Below are 19,233 nucleotides of genomic sequence, written 5' to 3' on the forward strand. Positions count from 1 at the left end.
GGTCCAACCGGCGCCCCTTCGTGAAACCTGCGTCGTCGCAACGGTATCCAAACCAACGTCCCCCAACTCCGGAGGAACGATGACGCGCGCCCACGATAAGATGCTGCTTCTCGTCGTCCTGCTCGCCGTCGGCGGCGCTGCGGCAGCGGAAGACAGCCTGTACCTCGACGGCATGGCGGCCTACAGCGCCGGGGAATACGACGAGGCCGCCGGGCTGCTCGAACTGCACTACATCACCCATCCCGACTGCCCTTACACCGCCTACAACGCCGCCTGCTGCTGCGCCCTCAGCGGTGACGCAACCAAGGCCCTGGCCTACATCGATCGCTCGATCGAGCTGGGCATCTGCAGCTTCGCCGGCGACCCGGATTTCGACACCCTGAGCGGCACGGCGGCCTTCGCCGAACGCCTGGAGCGGGCCGACGCCAAACTGGCCGAGCTGCAGGACCGCGACTGGCCCGCCGAAATCCTCCCCCCCTCCTCAGTCATCGACAGCGGTCGCCCCCTTTTAATCATGCTCCACGGCTTCGGCGCCGCGCCCGCCAACCTCGTCGGCCCGCCGTTCGGCGACTACTTCACCGACGAGGGCTACCTCTACGCCGTGCCTTACGGGGACCGGGTCCACGGCTCCATCAGTTTCTCCTGGAGCGGACTGGCCGAAGCCGAAGACGTCGTCGAGCGCCTGCTCGAACGCCTGGAGAATGAGTACGGCCTGGACGGCGAGAGCGTCTATCTGGCCGGCTTCAGTCAGGGCGGCGCCGTGGCCCTCGGGCTGGCCCTCAAGCGCCCCGAGCTCTTCGACGGCGTCATCGCCCTGGCCGGCGGCTGGAACCCGGCCTGGGAAACCTACCTCGCCGACGCCGCCGCCGCGGACCTGCGCTGCTACCTCTGGATCGGTGAGCTGGACGAGGCCGAGCGTGTCAGCGGTCTCGAAACCGCCCTGCACAGCCTGCGGGCCGCCGAGGTGACCGCGACCCTGGTGATCGCCGCGCAGACGGCCCACAGCCTGCCCGCAGACTCCCTGGCGCCCTTCCGCGACGGCCTGGACTATGTCGGTGCGCCCTAGACCGCGCGGTATAGCGCCACCGTCGGAACCCTGCGAAACGCTGGACCCGCAGCGCCGGAACTGGCACGGTTTTTGCTGAGGCGGACCGTTGGCATCAGTCTAACGGTCGCCGAGATGCAAAAACCGTGCCAGTTCCGGCGCCAGAGCCCGGCGGCAGATTCCGGGCGACGGATGAAGCATTGTTCAGCGCAGCGGACGCTGTTGCGAAAAGGAGCCCCGTTCGGGGGCTCCCGCGTTTTCTAACCGGGTCGGCTGGGTTAGTAGCCCTTACTCTCGAGGATCTTCAGCCCCTCGTCGGCGGCGGACTTGACCTGGCCGGAGGCGTCGGTGGCCAATCGTTCCAGCAGGGGTCGGGCCCGGGGTGTGTCCATATTGCCGAGGCAGAGGGCGGCGGCTTCGCGGATGTCGGGGTCTTCGGACTCGACGAGTTCGCTGACGGGTTCGAAGGCCAGCTCCGGCATGGTCGAGAGGGCCAGGGCGGCGTTCTCGCGCAGGACGCGGACGGGCACGACCAGGTTTTCCAGCAGCGCCTCGAGGCCGATCTCCTGGTAGGCGCGGTTGTCGGTTTGGCTGAAGAACCAGATGGCGACGGCGCGGATCTTGGGATCGTCGTCGAGCAGGCGGCCCTCGACGTACTCGACGGCGGGAACGCCGATGCGTTCGATCTGCTCGGCGGCCTTCTCCTGTAGATCGGGCTTGCGGATGGTCTGGAAGAGGACGGAGATGGCCCCGCCTGAACCGATGGTGCCCAGGGCTTCCAGAGCCACGAGCTTGACGGGCTTGGTGGCGTAGTCGGAGCGTTCGTCGAGGATACCGATCAGGACCTCGGTGGCTTCGGGACCGCCGACGTGACCCATGTAGTGCGTGCTCATCAACTGGGCGGCCAGGGTGTTGGTCTCGCGCATCTGGATCAGCGGGTTGATGGCTGACAGGCCGAGCTCGTCGAAGGCGGCGTTGGTCAGTTCGAGGATCCGGCCGCCCTCGTCGTCGCCGCGGACGGTCTCGAGGTAGGTCGGCGGGGTGATCTCGAGGGCTTCCAGGGAGAGGATCAGATATTCCCGCGGCGTCCAGAGCTCGTTGGCGATGCGCTTGAGGAAGCGGGAGACGCTGTCGGTGGGGTTGGCGGCGTAGTCCTCGGCCGTATCGATCTCGCCCTCGGTGTAAACGGCGGCCAGCTCCTCGTTGATATCGAGGTTGAGCGCTGGGTTGGTCAACACCCGGGCGGCGGTCTTGAAGCTCTCGAGCTGCAGCTCGACCAGGCGCTCCCGGACGGCGTCGACGGCGGGCGGCCCGATGGAGACGAGGACCTTGGCGATCGAGTCGCGCCGCTGGGCGGCGGCCTCGACGGTCTCGGCGGAGGCGTTGTCGTCATCGCTGACCCGCAGGGCGCGAATCAGCTCATCGACGGCCTCATCGCCGTAAAGGACCAGGCTGCGCACGGCGGCCTCGCGGACCTCGGGGTTCTTGTCGTCGAGGATGTCGATCAGGGGATCGACGGCACGCTCCTCGAGGTAATAACCCAATCCGCCGGCGGCGGCGGCGCGCACCGCGGCCGCTTCATCACCGAGGGCCTCGATGAGGACATCGACGGCCTCGCTGTCACCGGTGGCGGTGATGTTCTGAACGGCATCGACGCGCTCCGGAACGTCGCTGTTCTCGTCCCGGTAGGTGTTGACGGATTCGTCCAGGCCGGGGCCACCGCAACCGGCGATAACGAGGGCGACAAGCATGACTGGCAACAGCCACCGCGACATGGAAACTCCTTTGCTGCAACGAGGTCGGTTGGACCGCTTCTCGGGGGCGTTTAGGCGTCTGCGGCATATGTACGCTGTAACAATGAGCTTGACGGCGTTCCGGTTAAGGCGTCACGGTTGGGCTAGCTAGTAGTTGACGGGTATGCCTCAAGCCGATGCGCCGATACCCGGACCAGCTGCGCCGAGATGGTGCGCTCGGCTTCAGAAGCGCCTGGCGCCGGACGCTTTTCAGTTTCGCTCAATCCGGGTTTCGCACAGCCGACAGCTCACTCCATCTCCGCCGCTCGGTCGTACTTACGGGGTGGGGAGTCTTTTGAACCCGGTAAACGTAGCATAAAGCGGCTTGGTTGTAAAGTGGGCGTTGACGGCGCCTTACGCCTGGCCAAGCCGGCCGGGTTGAGCTACAATCGAGACCATGAAACTGACTCGACTACGATGCGGCGGCGGTTGGAGAAACCGGCCCAAAGTGCTGCTGACCGTTCTGCTGACGGCGGCGACGGTCCCGGCGGCGCCGCCCGCGGACTTCACCATCGCCCGGGTGCACTACGGCGGCGGCGGCGACTGGTACTGCGATCCCAGCGCCCTGCCCAACCTGCTGGATTACCTGAGCGCAGTCACGGGAATCGCCGTCGGTGAGGAAGCCGTCGTCGAACCGGCGGACCCCGAGCTCTTCGATCACCCCTACCTCTACCTCACCGGCCACGGCAACGTCAGCTTCAGCGCCCTGGAGCGCGAGCGTCTGCGATCCTATTTCGCCGGCGGCGGCTTTCTGCACATCGACGACAACTACGGCCTGGACGGCTACATCCGCCGGGAACTCGAAGCCCTCTACCCCGAGCTGGAGCTCGTCGAGCTGCCCTTCGAGCACCCGATCTACCACTGCTTCTACGACTTCCCCAGCGGGCCGCCCAAGATTCATGAGCACGACGGCGAGCCGCCCCAGGGCTACGGCCTGTTCCTCGACGGCCGGCTGATCGTCTATTACACCCACGAGTGCGATCTGGGTGACGGCTGGGAGGATCCCGCCGTACACAACGACCCCCCGGAGCTCCGGGAGGCTGCCCTGCGGATGGGGGTCAACATCATCGTCTACGCCCTGACGCATTAGAGACGGTGACTTGAAACGAGGCACCGGCGGTTCCATCGCAGCCGCTCCGGCGCCGACATACTCGCCGCTTCAGTGTTCGGTGCGGTTTCGTTTCATTTCACCCGTACCGGCGGCTTCTCAGCGGATGCGCCATTTTTCGCGGAAGTCGCTGATCACTTCGCTGGTGACGTGAAAGCGTTCGAGGGCTTCCTTGATCAGGGCGTCTTCCTCGTGGATGCTGGTCAGGCGGGCCTGCATCGGCAATCCGGCACGCTCCTTGAGCCGGGTGCAGGATTCGGCGCCGCGGTCCAGGGTCCGTTCGACCCGGTTGAGCAACTGACCGATGTCGAACTCCTCGGAACGTTTATAGATCTTGGCGGCAACGACGTCGTAGAGGGGCTTGCCGACGAAACCGGCGATCACCCCGACGCCGACCAGCAGGTGGATGCTTTCCGGAATGCGGAAGATGCCGACGACGACACCGGAGAGACCGCCGATCAGCAGGTTGGCGACGACGGTCAGCGGGGTGTAGCGGCGCCAGGGCACCTCGATGCGCTCATCGGAGGAGCCGGCGCGGATGAAGGAGCCCAGGATGCGCGCCAGGCCGCCGACGAGACCGGCACCGAACAGGAACAGGAAGCTCATCACGGTGCAGTTGACTTTATCGGGAAACAGCTCGCCCAGCGTGGCCAGGTCCATCCTCGTCCTCCCTCATTGAGTTTTGCCTGGTGTTTTTGCGAGCTCAAGCGTTTGGTCTCACCCCAAGCCTCGCCGAGGCGTCGATAACCAAAAGCTGATGGTGTTTTGGCTGAGGCTGGATCGGTTTGAACCAATAGGTTACTATACATAATGATAGCGAATAAGGACAGCATCAAATTGACATATGAGCTCGTCCCCGGAGCCGGCGGTCGGCGGGCGGGGCGGCCGCGGGTGCTGATCCTGCGGCTTTCGGCCCTGGGCGATGTTGTTTTGACGACGGTCTTTCTGCGGGCGCTGCGGCGGCGCTTCCCGGGGGCCCGGGTCGATTTCCTGACCAAACGGCTCTACGCGCCGTTGATGGCGGCCCAGCCGACGATCGACAACGTGATCGCCTTCGATCCCCGCGCCGGGCTTGCCGGCCTGACGGCGACGGGCCGCCTGCTGCGCTCGCGGCGCTACGAGCTGTTCTTCGATCTGCAGAAGAACCTGCGCTCCCGACCCTGGTCGCTGATGGCCCGCGCCGGGCACATCGGCCGGACGGTCAAGTACAGCCTGCGTCGTCGACTGCTGACCAGGCTGGGGATCGACCTGCTGTCGGGCAAGCCGGACATCCCGCGCAACTACGTCCGCGCCGGGGAGCGCTTCGGCCTGGTCGACGACGGCGGCCCGCCGGAGCTGGTGGCTCCCCCTCCCGCGCTGGATTACGTCGACGAGCTGTTGGCCGAGGTTCCCCGGCCCCGCTGGGGGCTGATCCCGTTGGCCTCGAGCCTCAACAAGCGCTGGATGTACTACGGTGAGCTCGGCCGCCTGCTGGTGGAACGGCACGGCGGCAGCTGCCTGGTCATCGGCGGACCGGGCGAGGAGGCCGACTGCGCCGCCGTCGCCGCCGAGTGCGACGGGGCTAACCTGGCCGGCCGGCTGTCGATCGTCCAGACGACGGCTCTGCTGGCCCGCTGCGACGCGGCCTTCGGCAACGACACCGGGCCGATGTTCATCGCCACGGCGGTCGGCACACCGACGGTGGCCTTCTTCGGCCCCACGGCGCGCCAGATCGGCTGCTACCCCCGCGGACGTCACGTCCGGGTCCTCGACCGCGACCTGCCCTGCCGCCCCTGCACCCGCAACGGCCTGGACTACTGCCCCCGGGGTCTGGACACCGCCTGCCTGCGCGATATCCCGCCCGCCGAGGCGCTCGCCGCCCTGGAGAACCTGCTCGCCCAGCGGAAAGACTAACAACGTCGAGGTGCGACGAAATGCCCCGAACAGCCCTTCGGGAATCCATGAAGTCAAACGTGTAAGTCGCTGATAAAGCTGCCGAACGGCCGCTCGGCAACCGGGGTGAACCATGTTCGGACCGCTGACCGACTATCACAGCACCGCCGACGAGGCCCTCTTCCGGGCGCTTAACTCCGGCGGGGTGCCTGTGCTGGACGCCGTCTTCAGCGTGCTGACCGACAAGTGGTTCGGCATCGCCGTCGGTCTGCTGTTCGTCGTCTGGGTGGCGGTCACCAAGCGCTGGGGCGCGCTGCGCTGGGCGGCGGCTTTGATCCTGGCCATCGCCGTTTCCGACTTCGTCGGCTTCCGCTTGCTGAAGCCGCTGTTCGCCCGCCTGCGGCCCTGTTACGCTCTGCCCGATGAGCTGGTCGTCCAGGTCGTCGGCACGGGCCACGGCGGTGCCCTGCCCAGCCTGCACGCCGGCAATTTGTTCGCCTTCGCCTTCGTCGCCGCCCGGGCCGATCGACGGCTGTGGATCCCCGCCTACATCATCGCCTTCCTGGTGGCCTACAGCCGGGTCTACGTCGGCGTGCACTGGCCCACCGACATCATCGCCGGAGCCCTCTGGGGCAGCCTGGTCGGCAGGGGGGCGCTGCGGCTGAGCGGCCTGGGCGAGAAGCTGATCCTCAGACTATTCAACAAACAACCCGCCGAGGAGGCCGGATGAAGATCCTCGTAACCTACTACTCCAAGACCGGTAATACCGCCGAGCTGGCCGCCGCCGTCGCCGCCGGCGTCGCCGAGATCGACGGCGCCGAGGCCGTCCTCAAGCCCGTCGACGTGGTCACCCGCGATGACTTCGCCGGCTGCGAGGCTTTGATTATCGGCTCGCCGGTCTATTTCGGCCACCCCGCCTGGCAGGTCAAGAAGCTGATCGACGAGATGCTGCCCCTGCGGCGGCGGATGGAGGGCAAGGTCGGCGCCGCCTTCGCCAGCTCCGGTTCCCCCGTCGGCGGCCGCGAGAGCACCATGCTGGCCCTGCACCAGATGCTGCTGATCTACGGCATGCTCATCGTCGGCGATCCCCTCGACAGCGGCGGCCACTACGGCGCGGCCTGCACCGGCGTCCCCGACGGCCAGGCCCTCGAGCTGGCCCACAAGCTCGGCCGCCGCGTGGCCGCGGTGACCCTCAAGCTCAGAGCGTGACGATACAGAAGTGTCTTACACTGGAAAACATCCAGAAGACTATAATCTCTTGACAACTATGTGACTAATGTGTAATGTCAAGTTATCAGAGGAGGTAAAATGATAACCAGAGCCCTGATGATGCGTTTGTTCGACGGCTTTACGATTGAACGATGGAACGACAAAATTAGGCCATTTCCATTCATAGAGATTGACAAGCAAACACACAAAATGATGTATGCATATTTTTTTGGAACACTTCTAGAAGAATACTTCAATAAAGAAGTCGAATGGGATATTCTTATCAATTGCTGTATTTATGAATACATACAAAGACTTGTGCTAACAGATCTAAAAAGCCCGTTTTTTCACTATATAAAAAATAACAAGGAAATATATAAAAGATTAAATACCTGGATAACTGATAACTTTAAACCATATTTAAAAGGTTCGCATAAAGCACAACAGTTTATAGACAATATGAATATATATTTAAACTACAACGAGAACGAGAACGAGCATACAAAATACAGAGCACTATTACAATTATCAAGCACTCTCTCGACAATATGGGAATTCAATATAATTTATAAACACAACAGAAATGGCTTTAAAATTAAAAAAATACGTGATTTACTTAAATATGATGAAATTAAGCATTTTTATGAAGCATCAAATTCGTGGGATTTACAATATGAAGCATCAAATTCGTGTGATTTACAAAATAAAGGAGGCTTATATGTAATTTATAACAAATATAACATAAATAAACTACTGCATCTCATTGTAGAACTTAGGCATCAAACACGATGGGCTCATCTACCAATGTATCCTAAAACATCAGTTTTAGGACATATGGGTTACGTAGCATTATTAACTTACTTTATAACAAGAGAAATATCAATACATAATAATATTGAGCTAGATAGCGATGTGTACAAAGAAAGATTATATAACAATTTCTATACAGCTTTATTCCATGATCTAAAAGAAGTTGCAACTCGGGACATTATCTCACCCGTCAAGAATTCACTTAATAATATCTGTAATAAACTAAAAGAGCCTGATATAACAAAAAAATATGAAGATGAAGAATTTGACAAGATAAGACAATTATTTGAAACTAATAACAACAATAATGCTGATACAATACGTTTAAACAACCTCATTAAACTAATTGAAGACGACGAGTTTGCTGATTTAGTAGACCTCAAACCTGTAGATAACATTAACTACAATGATACTCCATCTAATCCTAGAGACGGCAAGCTAATTAAAGCAATGGACCTCCTATCTGCTTGCATCGAAGCTAAATCATCTCTAATATACGGCATAAATAATCCAATACTTGCTAATAATTATAACAACATTCTTGATATATACGATGGCAATACGGAGATAAAAGGCCACAAGCCATCTGAATTATATAATTATAATATATACGCCCTATTTAAACAACTCATCTAGCTATCTAACAACGGCCCGCCGGTGGTTGACCGGCGGGCCGTTGTTAGTATCGGGGGGGGGTGCAGCGAGGACGCTAATCGTTGTTGAGATACTCGTCGAACCAGTCGGCGATGGCCTCCAGGCGCTTGACCCGGCGGTCGGGTCGCCCGCCCCGGGAGAGACCGTGGCTCTCCTCGGGGAAGCGGACCAGCTTGGTCGGCACGCCGTGGATCTTCAGCGCCACGTAGACCTGCTCGCCCTGGCTGACGGGGCAGCGCAGGTCGCCCTCGGAGTGAATGACCAGGGTCGGGGTGTCGACCTCGGCCATCGAGTTCAGCGGCGACATCTTCCAGTAGTGCTCGAGGTCGACCCAGGGGAACTTGCGGCCGAACTCCTTCTCGAACCAGTAACCGGCGTCCGAGGCGCCGAAGAAGTCCACCAGGTTGCTGACCGAACGCTGGGTGACGGCGGCGCGGAAGCGGTCGGAGTGGCCGATGACCCAGTTGGTCATGTAACCGCCGTAGCTGCCGCCGGTGATGCCGCAACGCTCGGCGTCGACGTAGGGCAGGGCCTGGAGGTAATCCAGGGCGGCCATCACGTCGTGATAATCGTGGTTGCCCCAGTCGTTGACGATGGCCCGGGTGAAGTCCTCGCCGTAGGAGGTCCCGCCGCGGGGGTTGGTGTAGAAGACGACGTAGCCACGGCCGGCCAGGTAGTGGAACTCGTGCATCAGGGCCTCGCCGTAGCAGACGTGGGGTCCGCCGTGGACCTCGAGGATCGCCGGGTGGCTCTCGGCGGGGTTGAAGTCCGGCGGCTTGAGGATCCAGCCCTGGAGCTTGAGCCCCTCGCCGTTGTCGAACCACACCCGCTCGGGCTCGGGCAGGTCCCAGGCGCCGATGTAGCGGGTGTTGAGCGAAGTGACCTTGCGCGGCCGGCCCTGCCAGTCGTACCAGTAGACCTCGCCGGGGTTGACGGCCTCGACCCAGCCATAGGCCAGGCCCTTCTCGTTGACGCGGAAGAAGGTTACGGCGCCGCTCCGGCGAATGACCGGCCGGGGCGTTCGCTCGCCCTCGAGGTCGATCTGCCACAGGCTGGTGGTGCCCTTCTCGGTGAGCTGGAAGAAGATGAAGCGGCCGCAGGGGCTCCAGCGGGGTGCCGCGGTGGGACAGATGCCGTTGAGATCGTCGATGACCGTGCCGCCGACGTAGCCCAGGGAACCGGTCAGGTCCGCTTTCTCCCCCGTCTCGAGGTCGTAGATGCAGAGGTGAATGTCACGGCCCGCGGGGTCCTCGGGATGCTCGTGTCCCAGCCAGGCCAGCCGGCGGCCGCCGGGGCCGCAGGTCAGGGCGTACATCGGCCCCTCGTCCACGGGCAGCCTCACCGGTTCGGCGTCCTCCGCGGTCAGGTCGAGGCTGAACAGGCTCAGGTACTGGGCCTCGCGGTCCGGATCCTCGCGGTGGCAGGAGAGGTAGTAGAGGGTCTCGCCGTCCGGGGCCAGACAGAAGTCGTCGTTCTCGTACCCGTCGTCGGTGAGCTGCTTGACGGAGCCGCGGCCCAGGTCCAGGCGGTAGATGTCGAAGGAATCGGCGGGCCGCCAACCGGCGCCGTCGGTGCGGTAGTGCAGGCGCTCGATCTCGCGCACCGCCGGGGCCTCGGGCTGCCCCTCGGGACCCTTGGTCGGCTCGTCGGCGGCGCGGAAGGCGTAGTAGACGCTCCCGCCGTCGGGCGCGAACTCGTAGGCGGCCACGGAGCCGAACAACTCCGGCCCGACGGGCTCGGCCTCACCGCCCTCGGTGGGCAGCAGGTGGAAGCGCAGCTTCTTCTCGTCGGCCCGGTTGGAGAGAAAGGCGATGGCGTCGCCCGCCGGGTTGAAACGCGGGGTGACATCGCTGGAGTCGCCGAAGGTCAGCCGCCGGGGCCGGCCGTCGGGGTGGGTCCACCACAGGTCGCTGAAGGCCTTGCGCTTGTCCTTATCGATCCGGCGAACGCTGAAGGCGATCAGATCGCCCTGGGGTGCCAGGTCCAGGTCGGTGATCACCCGGAGCTTGGCGAAATCATCAGCTTTGATTGTCCTCGACATCGTCGACCCGCTTTCGTTTGTTATATCTGTTAGATTGGTTCGGGTAGATTGTAGAACTCATCGACCGCCGGGCGCAAGTCTCATTTCTCTGGTCCCGCCGACAGAACGCTCGCGCCGAGCGACGGGATTGCGACCGGGCGGCCGCTCATCGGCCGTAACGGCGCGCCTTAGAGTTATCGCGGCTGATAGCGTTCAACTAGCCACCCACCTTTATTGCAACCACCGGAAACACATAAACATCAAACAAGCCACATTACCTGGTATTTCCCTCCGTATTAAGTTGACATCGCCAGTCCCCTCGTGCTATCGTACTTTAACCTCGTAGCTTGAAAATGGGAAAATATCCTTTTTGCTTATCTTTCTCTCTGCACAATACCTTCAACATCGTTCTGTTTTATCCGGCTGTGCAGCACCTCGATATAACCAACTGCACCCTCACAGCCGCTAAGCGCGCGTCGCCGATCACCCCGATTCCCGGTCCGCGCGCCAATCCGGGAGCGCACCGATGCCCAGACCCGGCGTCACGCTCGCGATCCTCCTCGCGACGCTCTGCGTCGGCGCGGCGGCCCAGGCCCCCGCCGGTGAAGAAGTACCGCGCAAGAGCGGCGTCGCGCCGGTTTCCGGTTTCGTCTACGACGAGAGCGGCGCCGTCGTCGAGGGCGTCGTGGTGATCCTGGAGTCGCGCTCCGGTGATGAATACCGCTACCAGCAGATGACCACGCCGGCCGACGGCCACTACTTCTTCATGGCCCCCGCCGGCGAGGGCCGGCTCAGCTGCGTCGTCGACAATGAACTCATCCAGCGTTTCGGTGACGAGTACGGCCTGACCCTGCGCGAAAACGTCGCCGTCTACCGCAACCTGATCATCGACGATCTGGCCCCCTGGGAACCGCCCCCGGTCGAGCACCCCCACGAGGTCGTCGAAGAGCCCTACGAGCCGCACACACCCAAGGATCTGGCGCACAAACCACATCTGCGCCTGCCCCTCCCCGAACCCCCTCCCGGTCCCGGTCCCTTCCACGTCCATCTGGGCGGGGGCTATCCCTTCGTCGGCGAGCTGGGCTTCGGCTACCGCTTGCACGAGGACGGCTACCTCAACCTGATCGCCGACCTGGTCTACGCCCCGAGTGAGGAGTACATCGCCCAAACCCTGGACCCCGCCGTCACCCTGGACTACGACCTGTTCCTCGGCGAGACCTGGTGCCTGCACCTCGGCCTGGGCCCGGGGGTTTTCTTCCGTACGGACCAGACCCTGTTCATCCTCAAAGCCAAGGGCGGCCTGGCGCTGCGCCTCTCACCCCGCTGGGCGCTGAGCGCCGGCGTCGACTACTTCCCCGTGATCGGCGACATCTTCTTCGGCCGGGCCCTCAACGTCCGCGCCGGGGTGGAGTTCTTCTTCTAGCCGATTCCCTCGACGCTCCGGGGTCCGCCTCCAGGAACGGCTACGAGCGCCTCGCGACCCGGATACGTTTACCCCGCCCCGGTGGATTATCGGGGTTCCCACGGCCCCCCGGGCTGCGTAACGCGCAAATAAGTGCTATTATTACACAGTCGGGACGCCGAGCGCCTGCAGCGGCCCGACGGCTTCCACGGCCCGCTGGGAACCCGCCCCGCCGTGACGAATGGCGGACGGCAACAGCCGGGGCGCCGAGCGCCTGCAGCGGCTCGACGGCTTCCACGGCCCGCTGGGAACCCGCCCCACCATCGACGAATGGCGGACGGCAACAGCCGGGACGTCGAGCGCCTGCAGCGGCCCGACGGCTTCCACGGCCCGCTGGGAACCCGCCCCGCCGTGACGAATGGCGGACGGCAACAGCCGGGACGCCGAGCGCCTGCAGCGGCCCGACGGCCGGCGGGATATGGCTCCCGATGCGCCAGGTGATCGCTGAGAACCGCTCCGCCTTCAACTGGTCCTGAACCCGGATATCTGGAACCACCCGTTTCGCCGCTCACCCGTCGCACCCGATGGAACCTCGATGAAACGTCTCCACGCCAGCCTGATCATCGTCAGCGCCCTCAGCGTGCTCGCTCCGCTGGGCTGCGTGATAGACCTGCTGGGCCTCGCCGATGAAACCTACGGCGGCGAGGTCGGTCCCGAGGGCGGCGAAGTCTCGGGCTACGGCGTGACCCTGATCTTCGAGCCCGGCGACCTGCCCTGGCCCATCGAGATCGAAATCGACCGCTGGGACAACCCCAAGCCGCTGCCCGACGGCTTCAGCCGCGTCGGCACCCCGGTCAAGATCAGCCCCTTCGGCCAGATCGTCAACGGCTCCTACGAGATCCGTTGGGACGTCGCCGATATCTCCGCCGACGGACCCTACTTCGTCTTCATCTGGGATACGGTCAATGCCGAGTACCAGCTCGGCGGCGTGGGCTATGAAACCCTCGAGGTCTCCGGCTACGGTCATTTCCTTCACAACATGACCCTGGCCGTCTGGAACGGCGACGGGCGTCGGCAAAACTCCAGTCCGGCCCGCGGCCGCCGTCCGCAACCCCTGGCCTTCATCGACGGCCACGACGCCGTCTTCAACCTCAACCTCTACGAGGCCGGCGGCGGCGCGCCCCTCGACGGCGTCGTCATCGACGTCGGCCTGCAAACGGGCTCGCCCAACGACGGCTGGCACCTGGTCAGCGGCGACGAGATCAGCGGCCTGCTGGCCAGCTATTCGGGCTACAACGGCTTCCAGGCCGACCGACAGTACACGACCACCAACGGCCGCAGCGCCGTGGAGCTGGTAGCGCCGAACACCGGCTACCAGAACGGAGCCGGGACGGCCGTCGACGGCCTGGTCTACCGCCTCGACTTCTACTACCAGGATGAGTTGATCCGCGATCACTACTTCATCGAGCTGCCGGCCAACGACGATCCCTACGAGGAATACTATCTCGAGCTGCCGCTGCGCGGCGACTACCAGCACGGCGATCCCGACGACGACGGCGAGGGCTCGCCCCCCGACGCGCAACCGCAGAAAACCGCCCCGGCGAACGGTGACGAGATCGACACCACCCGGCCGACCTTCAGCTGGAACTCCGTCGACGACGCCGACCGTTATAAACTGCTGCTCAGCGGCGACGAGCTGGAGCTGGAGATCGCCCCCATCACCGACGAGTACTTCACCTACTCCGAACCGCTGACCCGGGGCGCCGACTACCAGTGGACCGTCCTGGCCGGCAACGCCGACGGCTGGTGCGGTCAGACCCCGGAGTGGTGGAGCTTCCGCGTCGCCGAAGACGCCCAAGGCAACCGGGATCCCGAACCGCCCGCCGCCGTCTACCCCCCCGACGGGGCCGACTACGTTCCCGTCGACGCCACCCTGGAGTGGAGCTGCAGCGACCCCGACGGCGACGCCCTGACCTACGATGTCTACCTGGGGCTCGACCCCGACCTGGACGCCACGGACCGCATCGCCGACGACATCGGCGGGACCAGCTTCCAGCCTCCGGTCGAGCTCGAGTTAGCCACCCTCTATTACTGGAAGGTGGTGGCCTACGACGGCAACGGCGGCGACACGGAGAACACCTCGTCGACCTGGAGCTTCCAGACCGTCGACGAGGGGCAGGATACCCCGCCCGAAGCGCCGAGCCTGATCGCCCCGCCCAACCATGCCGACGACGTCCCGTTGCGCCCGACCTTCGAGTGGAGCGCCGTGCGGGACGGCGGCAGATCGCAACCTCGACCGTACCTGGGCTCAACCCCCGCTCCCCTGGCGCCGGCCGACGACTACCAGCTCCAGGTCGATAACGACGTCGACTTCAGCAGCCCGGTCATCGACGAGGTCGATCTCGAGGACACCAGCTACACCCCGACGGCCGATCTCGCCGAGGGGGTAACCTACTACTGGCGCGTCCGCGGGGAGAACGTCTACGGCCTCGGCCCCTGGAGCGCGGTCTGGGACTTCACCACGGAAAGCGACTGGTTCCTGGAAACCGTCGACGACGGCACCGAGATCCTCGGCACCACCTCCCTGGCCCTGGACTCCAACGGCCGACCCCACATCTCCTACACCGACAACAGCAGCGGCGAGTTGATGTACGCCCACTGGGACGGCGCATCCTGGCAGCTCGAAGCCGTCACCGGCGCGGTGGGTCGCAACTCCTCCCTGGCCGTCGACGCCGCCGACCGCCCCCACATCTCCTTCCACGACACCACCAACAACGACCTGATGTACGCCAGCTGGAACGGCTCGACCTGGGAGATCGAGACCGTCGACTCCCTCTGGCACGTCGGCCAGAGCAACGTCCTCCAGCTCGACTCCCTCGACTACCCGCACATCATCTACAACGATATCACCAACGGCGATCTGAAGTACGCCTACTGGGACGGCGCCGCCTGGAACACCAGCCTGGCCGATTCCGGCGCCGACGCCGACGGCATCTCCCTGGCGCTGGATTCCAGCGATCTGCCCCACGTCACCTACCACGATTACGAGAACGACTTCCTCGTCTACACCTACAACGACGGCGCCGATTGGCGCATCGAGCTGGTCGATTATTCCAGCAACACCGGCTTCTACACCTCCCTGGACCTCGACGCAGCCGACCGGCCCCACGTCACCTACTCCGACGACAGCTACGACGTCATCCGCTACGCCTACAAGGACGGCACCTGGCAAATCGAGACCGTCGCCTCCGCCGGGGTCACCTACACCAGCCTGGAGCTCGATTCCAGCGGAACGCCCCACGTGATCTTCGATTGGCAGGGCCTGCAGTACGCCTATCTGGACGGCGACTGGGTCATCGAATACGTCGGCGACAGCGGTACCGAGCGCTTCGACCTGGAGCTCGACGGCGCCGACATACCCCACGTCTCCTATTGCCGCGATTCGATCCAGCTGCGCTACGGCTACCGCAACCCCTGACCGGCGACCGCCGAAACGCTCACTACAACACTAAACGACGGGCCTCGAGGCCCGTCGTTTTGGCTGGTGACTGGAACTGAGCAGCGAACCCTCGTCGGCCGAGCCGGCCCGACCGCTTTGGCGACGACCCGTCCCCCGGAGCGCCTCAGATGCTGGTCGCGGTTTCGTCGTCAGGCGCGCTCTCCGGCTCCGCCGCGGGCTCCTCCCCGCCGAACCGCTCCTCCAGCTCGGCTCCCAGGCTGCCGAAGGCGGCCAGCATTTTGGCCAGAGCCAGGTACTGCTCGATCTCCTCCCGGGTGAAGCGCCGTCGGGCGTCCTCCTCCAGGCGCAGGCGGCTTTCGGCGCCGCTGAGGCCGTACTCGGTGACGTCGAGCACGAGCTCGTTGAAACCAACGAGGGGTAGACGGCTCAGCGGTTCGATCTCGATCCGGGCCAGACCGAACAGCGGCAGCTCATTGGTCAAGTAGAAACGCATGGCACCTTCGGCTGTGCCCGTGGCCAACACGACGCAATCCGTCGGACTGCCGAGGACGTCGACGCTCTCGCGCCCGGCGTACTGGAGAGGTGATGTCGTCGTCTCTTCCAGCGTGTCGAACTCCAACCCCTCGAGCTCCTCGGCGAACTGCTCCTGCAGAGTCGCCCCCAGCTCGAGCAGCTCGGGCACCTCGTCGACCCACAGATCGCGCAGGGAGTAGAGATCGACCTCGTACCCGTGACTGCGGCCTCCCGCGCTCAACTCGACGATCAGGCGCCGGAAGGGGTCCAGCAACCGCTGGAGCTCGGCGCAAGCCTCCCGGGCCAGGGCGGGGTCGTAGTCCTCGAACAGCTCGTCGTACTTGTGGGGCTCGGCCGTCGCGGAGTTGAACAGCCGGGGTTTATCGATACGCTCGCGCAGCTCCTCGTTCATCAGCAGCAGGGCTTCCTCCTCGACGAGGACGGCGCCGGTGGTGGTCTCGCTTCCGCCGTCGGTCAGGCTGCCCTCCAACCACAGACAGGATTCCTCGCCGTAATCCTCCGCCGTGGTGAAGGCCAGGTGGAACTCGAACCCCTCGAGGCCTTCAATCTCGCTCAGATTTGAGACCCCGTAGCTGATCCATTGTCCCGCCGCAGGTATCCGCGGGTCTTCCTCGCCGCAGCCGACTAGCAGCGTCAACATCGTCGACAGCATTACAACCGTGACCAATGACAGCTTGCGCCGCACATCAACCTCCTCTGCTCCGTAGTTAACAGCGACCGGAGACCGACCGCCGAGCTGGTTTCTTAGATACACTCCTTGACCTTAATGGCTGGTACGAGAGTGAACGCATCCGTAGGCCTGCGGTTTCACCTGCCCCGAGCCCACCGACCAGTTAACGGCGCGGAGCGCCCCCATTTTGTGTATCCCGACGGCGGGGGGTCGGTGGTCGGACCTCGGCACGCTCGGCGGCGGGGGCGCTCCACCGGCTAGGGTCTAACGTCTTCCCAAGGCGTCACAGTTAGGCTGTCGGGTTCGAGGGTCAGGAGAATGTCGTCGGGGCCGGTAGCCAGCCGATGAAGCTGGTCGGCGTTGCCGATCCACAAGTGGCGTGTGTAATCGCGGGGGACGGCCGGGTAGTGGGAGACATAGTAATTGAGCAGCCAGAAACCGTTGAGGTGAAAAACGGAGTAATAGGGCTTGGTGTAAGCCGGATTGAGCAGGTAGAGGGTTCCTCCTGGCTCCAACTGGTGCTGATAGGGATCGAGTTGCTGCAGCAGGTGTCGAGCGTCACGACCGTTACGGCTCATCAGGGCGGTTTTGTGGACCACGCCGTAGAGGTTGACGGCCATCAGCAGGCCCAGCAGGCCGGTCAACAACCGGCGGCGGTTGGTGGATGATTTTCGGTAGAGGGTATAGAGGCCGAGGGCGGCGAGAATGGCGAAGACGGGCAGGCTGTTGTAAGCGTAGAGCTCGCTGATGTGGTTTAGCAGGAAGTGAGGGACCATCGAACAGGCCAGCAGGGCGGTCATGACCCATACTAAGCGATGGCGGCCGTTGCGACGCAGGCCGAGGATGATCAGGGTCAGCAGCGCGAGCAGGACCAGCAGGCCGCCGCCGAAGATCGGCCAATCCCCCCGGCGCAGGGCCATGATCAGTTGATCCGATGGCAGGGGTGTCAATACGGCGCCCAGCAGGAGCAGCGGGCTGAGGAGCTGCCGCAGGCTGAGGTTCAGGAAGGTGCCGACCGCAGCGTCGCTGGTCGCCTCAACCCGCAGCAGAAAATAGGCAACGGTGAGTGCGGCGAAGGGTAGCAGGAACCACAAAACGCGGCGGTTCTGCCTGTCCTTGAAGGCGTAGCAGGCGATGACGACGGTCACGGCGCCGAGGAACCCCAGGGCGTTCTCCCGGCAGAGCAGGGCGGCGAAAAACAGCAGGACGGCTCCGGCCGCCCGGCCGATACGCGGCGCACCGGGCGGCGACTTCCACAGGGCGCGATAGAGCAGGTAAACGGAACCCCAGCCCGCCAGGGTCATCGCCAACTGGGGAAAGGTGTCCAGGGAATAGAGGGGGTGGACAACGATTTGGGCCGTCAGGGTCCAGAGCGCGGCGCCGAGGGCCGCACCCCTGGGCAGCGCCAGGTCTCGCACCACCCGATAGACCAGCAGCCCCAGACCGAGGTGCAGCAATAGGTGGACGAGGTTGACCGGCCAAACCGCGGTGCCCCAGAGGTACTGGACGGCGTGGGTGAAGACGAGCATCAACGGGCGGTAGTAGGCGGGACTGAAGGGATGGTGCTGGGTGAGATAGGCGAAGAAGCCGGGTGCGGGCCGGTCGTGCAGCAGAAGGAAATCGTCGGCGAAACGGCTCTGGGGCAAGATCAGGAACAACAGGACCAGGAACACGGCGCAGGCGGCCAGGATCCAGACGACGAGGTGTCGGGATGCCTTGGGGGCGGGGGCGGGAGGGTCAGTCGCGGGCATGGCTGGTTTCGGGTTGATTGTTGGACGGAGTGGGCTGGTTATCGCACGTTAAAGCAGCGGGCAACGAGGAACTAGTGATGGCGCCGCGATGTTACAGGTGAGCGAGCATCAAACGCGAATGCGCCTGTCGAGTTCACCTCGATGAAAAGGCTTAACTGCACTTGCAGCAGCCGGATGAGACAATCACACGATTTGGATGAGGAGCGGACCGCTTCAGCGGGGGGATTGCCTCCCTTGTCCGCAAACTACTTTGACAGTAACCGATTTGCTGACTTCTCCGAGCAGGGCAGCGCCTGTGTATGTCCGTCCGTACCGTCGTGTTGCAGTTAGATGGTTTGGCGGACCGATTTTAACTATACCACCCGGCACTTTGCCGCCCTCTTCGAAGGCGGGAGAGATAAACTACTCCAAACTTACACAAGAACTTATCATTGGAATCAACTGTTAGTACGGCATCTCACACGTTTCTTGACCGTGCGAGCATCAGTTTTGCCGACCGCCCAGGTCACCCGGTGGAGGAGCAGTCCTAAATTGTTTTAGGGATACCCTAACGCCCATGGGTCGTCATATGTGTGATTGTCTTGTCTTCACGAGAGTTAACGGGATGCCGTCATGTCACGAGCAATGGAGGCGCTGTGGCCGCCGGATCAAAGAGTAATCCTGACAGGCACGTCAAGTGTGCGAAGTGTAACTTTCGCTATCAGTAGAGGTTAGGTGACGGGCGGCGGATGTGCGAGCGCCGTAGAACAGCGCGAGTTGATCGACGCGCTGTTGTGGCTTGAAGCAACCGCGGCCCGAGCGGCCAAAAAGTCGGCGTCCATCCCAATACGCTCGCCAAGTATTATCGTATCATTGGCGAGCGTATCGCCGCCGATCGGGAGGCCGAGCTGGGCTCGAGCTTCTAC

General features: G+C 63.2%; 14 protein-coding genes. 9 read left to right on the top strand and 5 right to left on the bottom strand.

Going from position 1 to position 19,233, the window contains the following annotated elements:
• Positions 1–79 precede the first annotated feature (79 nt).
• Positions 80–1,066, top strand: a complete 987-nt coding sequence (locus GF399_11875; GenBank protein MBD3401009.1) for a prolyl oligopeptidase family serine peptidase — start codon at positions 80–82, stop codon at positions 1,064–1,066.
• Between the two features lie 257 nt (positions 1,067–1,323).
• On the opposite strand, the gene GF399_11880 is transcribed toward GF399_11875, so the two are convergent.
• Positions 1,324–2,820, bottom strand: coding sequence for a hypothetical protein (locus GF399_11880; GenBank protein ID MBD3401010.1), 1,497 nt, complete (start codon positions 2,818–2,820; stop codon positions 1,324–1,326).
• Positions 2,821–3,235: 415 nt separating this feature from the next.
• On the opposite strand from GF399_11880, the gene GF399_11885 reads away from it, so the two are divergent.
• Positions 3,236–3,928, top strand: a complete 693-nt coding sequence (locus GF399_11885; GenBank protein ID MBD3401011.1) for a DUF4159 domain-containing protein — start codon at positions 3,236–3,238, stop codon at positions 3,926–3,928.
• Between the two features lie 117 nt (positions 3,929–4,045).
• On the opposite strand, the gene GF399_11890 is transcribed toward GF399_11885, so the two are convergent.
• The gene (locus tag GF399_11890; protein MBD3401012.1) at positions 4,046–4,606 is read right to left on the bottom strand and encodes a hypothetical protein; all 561 of its coding nucleotides are present in this window, start codon (positions 4,604–4,606) and stop codon (positions 4,046–4,048) included.
• 150 nt (positions 4,607–4,756) lie between these two features.
• Here GF399_11890 and GF399_11895 point away from each other — a divergent pair, with 150 nt between their 5' ends.
• The 4 genes from GF399_11895 to GF399_11910 all read left to right on the top strand — a co-directional run bounded on the left by GF399_11895 (position 4,757) and on the right by GF399_11910 (position 8,473).
• Positions 4,757–5,839, top strand: a complete 1,083-nt coding sequence (locus tag GF399_11895) for a hypothetical protein (GenBank protein MBD3401013.1) — start codon at positions 4,757–4,759, stop codon at positions 5,837–5,839.
• A gap of 112 nt (positions 5,840–5,951) precedes the next feature.
• Complete coding sequence (locus tag GF399_11900) at positions 5,952–6,548, top strand: phosphatase PAP2 family protein (GenBank protein MBD3401014.1); 597 nt, start codon at positions 5,952–5,954, stop codon at positions 6,546–6,548.
• Entirely contained in the window at positions 6,545–7,027 is a 483-nt protein-coding gene (locus GF399_11905; protein MBD3401015.1) for a flavodoxin family protein, read from the top strand. The genes GF399_11900 and GF399_11905 overlap by 4 nt, the downstream gene beginning before the upstream one ends.
• A gap of 99 nt (positions 7,028–7,126) precedes the next feature.
• On the top strand, positions 7,127–8,473 hold the full coding sequence (locus tag GF399_11910; protein ID MBD3401016.1) for an HD domain-containing protein: 1,347 nt from the start codon (positions 7,127–7,129) through the stop codon (positions 8,471–8,473).
• A 73-nt stretch (positions 8,474–8,546) separates the two neighbouring features.
• Here GF399_11910 and GF399_11915 read toward each other — a convergent pair whose 3' ends face one another.
• Positions 8,547–10,532, bottom strand: a complete 1,986-nt coding sequence (locus GF399_11915; GenBank protein ID MBD3401017.1) for a prolyl oligopeptidase family serine peptidase — start codon at positions 10,530–10,532, stop codon at positions 8,547–8,549.
• Positions 10,533–11,037: 505 nt separating this feature from the next.
• On the opposite strand from GF399_11915, the gene GF399_11920 reads away from it, so the two are divergent.
• From GF399_11920 to GF399_11930, 3 genes are all read left to right on the top strand, one after another.
• The gene (locus GF399_11920; protein MBD3401018.1) at positions 11,038–11,934 is read left to right on the top strand and encodes a hypothetical protein; all 897 of its coding nucleotides are present in this window, start codon (positions 11,038–11,040) and stop codon (positions 11,932–11,934) included.
• A 220-nt stretch (positions 11,935–12,154) separates the two neighbouring features.
• Positions 12,155–12,328, top strand: coding sequence for a hypothetical protein (locus GF399_11925; GenBank protein ID MBD3401019.1), 174 nt, complete (start codon positions 12,155–12,157; stop codon positions 12,326–12,328).
• Between the two features lie 180 nt (positions 12,329–12,508).
• The gene (locus GF399_11930) at positions 12,509–15,391 is read left to right on the top strand and encodes a hypothetical protein (GenBank protein ID MBD3401020.1); all 2,883 of its coding nucleotides are present in this window, start codon (positions 12,509–12,511) and stop codon (positions 15,389–15,391) included.
• 145 nt (positions 15,392–15,536) lie between these two features.
• On the opposite strand, the gene GF399_11935 is transcribed toward GF399_11930, so the two are convergent.
• Both GF399_11935 and GF399_11940 read right to left on the bottom strand, forming a co-directional pair.
• Positions 15,537–16,592 carry a hypothetical protein gene (locus tag GF399_11935; GenBank protein ID MBD3401021.1) on the bottom strand — a complete coding sequence of 352 codons (1,056 nt, stop codon included), beginning with the start codon at positions 16,590–16,592 and terminating at the stop codon, positions 15,537–15,539.
• A gap of 242 nt (positions 16,593–16,834) precedes the next feature.
• Positions 16,835–18,328, bottom strand: coding sequence for a hypothetical protein (locus GF399_11940; GenBank protein MBD3401022.1), 1,494 nt, complete (start codon positions 18,326–18,328; stop codon positions 16,835–16,837).
• Positions 18,329–19,233 lie beyond the last annotated feature (905 nt).

Source organism: Candidatus Coatesbacteria bacterium (assembly GCA_014728225.1).
Classification (GTDB): Bacteria; RBG-13-66-14; RBG-13-66-14; order RBG-13-66-14; family RBG-13-66-14; genus WJLX01.

Excerpts from the sequence above, each read along its gene's own strand:
- GF399_11930 (MBD3401020.1), top strand. The coding sequence starts at position 12,509 with ATGAAACGTCTCCACGCCAGCCTGATCATCGTCAGCGCCCTCAGCGTG.
- GF399_11885 (MBD3401011.1), top strand. The coding sequence starts at position 3,236 with ATGAAACTGACTCGACTACGATGCGGCGGCGGTTGGAGAAACCGGCCC.
- GF399_11910 (MBD3401016.1), top strand. The coding sequence starts at position 7,127 with ATGATAACCAGAGCCCTGATGATGCGTTTGTTCGACGGCTTTACGATT.
- GF399_11875 (MBD3401009.1), top strand. The coding sequence starts at position 80 with ATGACGCGCGCCCACGATAAGATGCTGCTTCTCGTCGTCCTGCTCGCC.
- GF399_11940 (MBD3401022.1), bottom strand. The coding sequence starts at position 18,328 with ATGCCCGCGACTGACCCTCCCGCCCCCGCCCCCAAGGCATCCCGACAC.
- GF399_11915 (MBD3401017.1), bottom strand. The coding sequence starts at position 10,532 with ATGTCGAGGACAATCAAAGCTGATGATTTCGCCAAGCTCCGGGTGATC.
- GF399_11880 (MBD3401010.1), bottom strand. The coding sequence starts at position 2,820 with ATGTCGCGGTGGCTGTTGCCAGTCATGCTTGTCGCCCTCGTTATCGCC.
- GF399_11905 (MBD3401015.1), top strand. The coding sequence starts at position 6,545 with ATGAAGATCCTCGTAACCTACTACTCCAAGACCGGTAATACCGCCGAG.
- GF399_11920 (MBD3401018.1), top strand. The coding sequence starts at position 11,038 with ATGCCCAGACCCGGCGTCACGCTCGCGATCCTCCTCGCGACGCTCTGC.
- GF399_11925 (MBD3401019.1), top strand. The coding sequence starts at position 12,155 with ATGGCGGACGGCAACAGCCGGGGCGCCGAGCGCCTGCAGCGGCTCGAC.
- GF399_11895 (MBD3401013.1), top strand. The coding sequence starts at position 4,757 with ATGATAGCGAATAAGGACAGCATCAAATTGACATATGAGCTCGTCCCC.
- GF399_11890 (MBD3401012.1), bottom strand. The coding sequence starts at position 4,606 with ATGGACCTGGCCACGCTGGGCGAGCTGTTTCCCGATAAAGTCAACTGC.
- GF399_11900 (MBD3401014.1), top strand. The coding sequence starts at position 5,952 with ATGTTCGGACCGCTGACCGACTATCACAGCACCGCCGACGAGGCCCTC.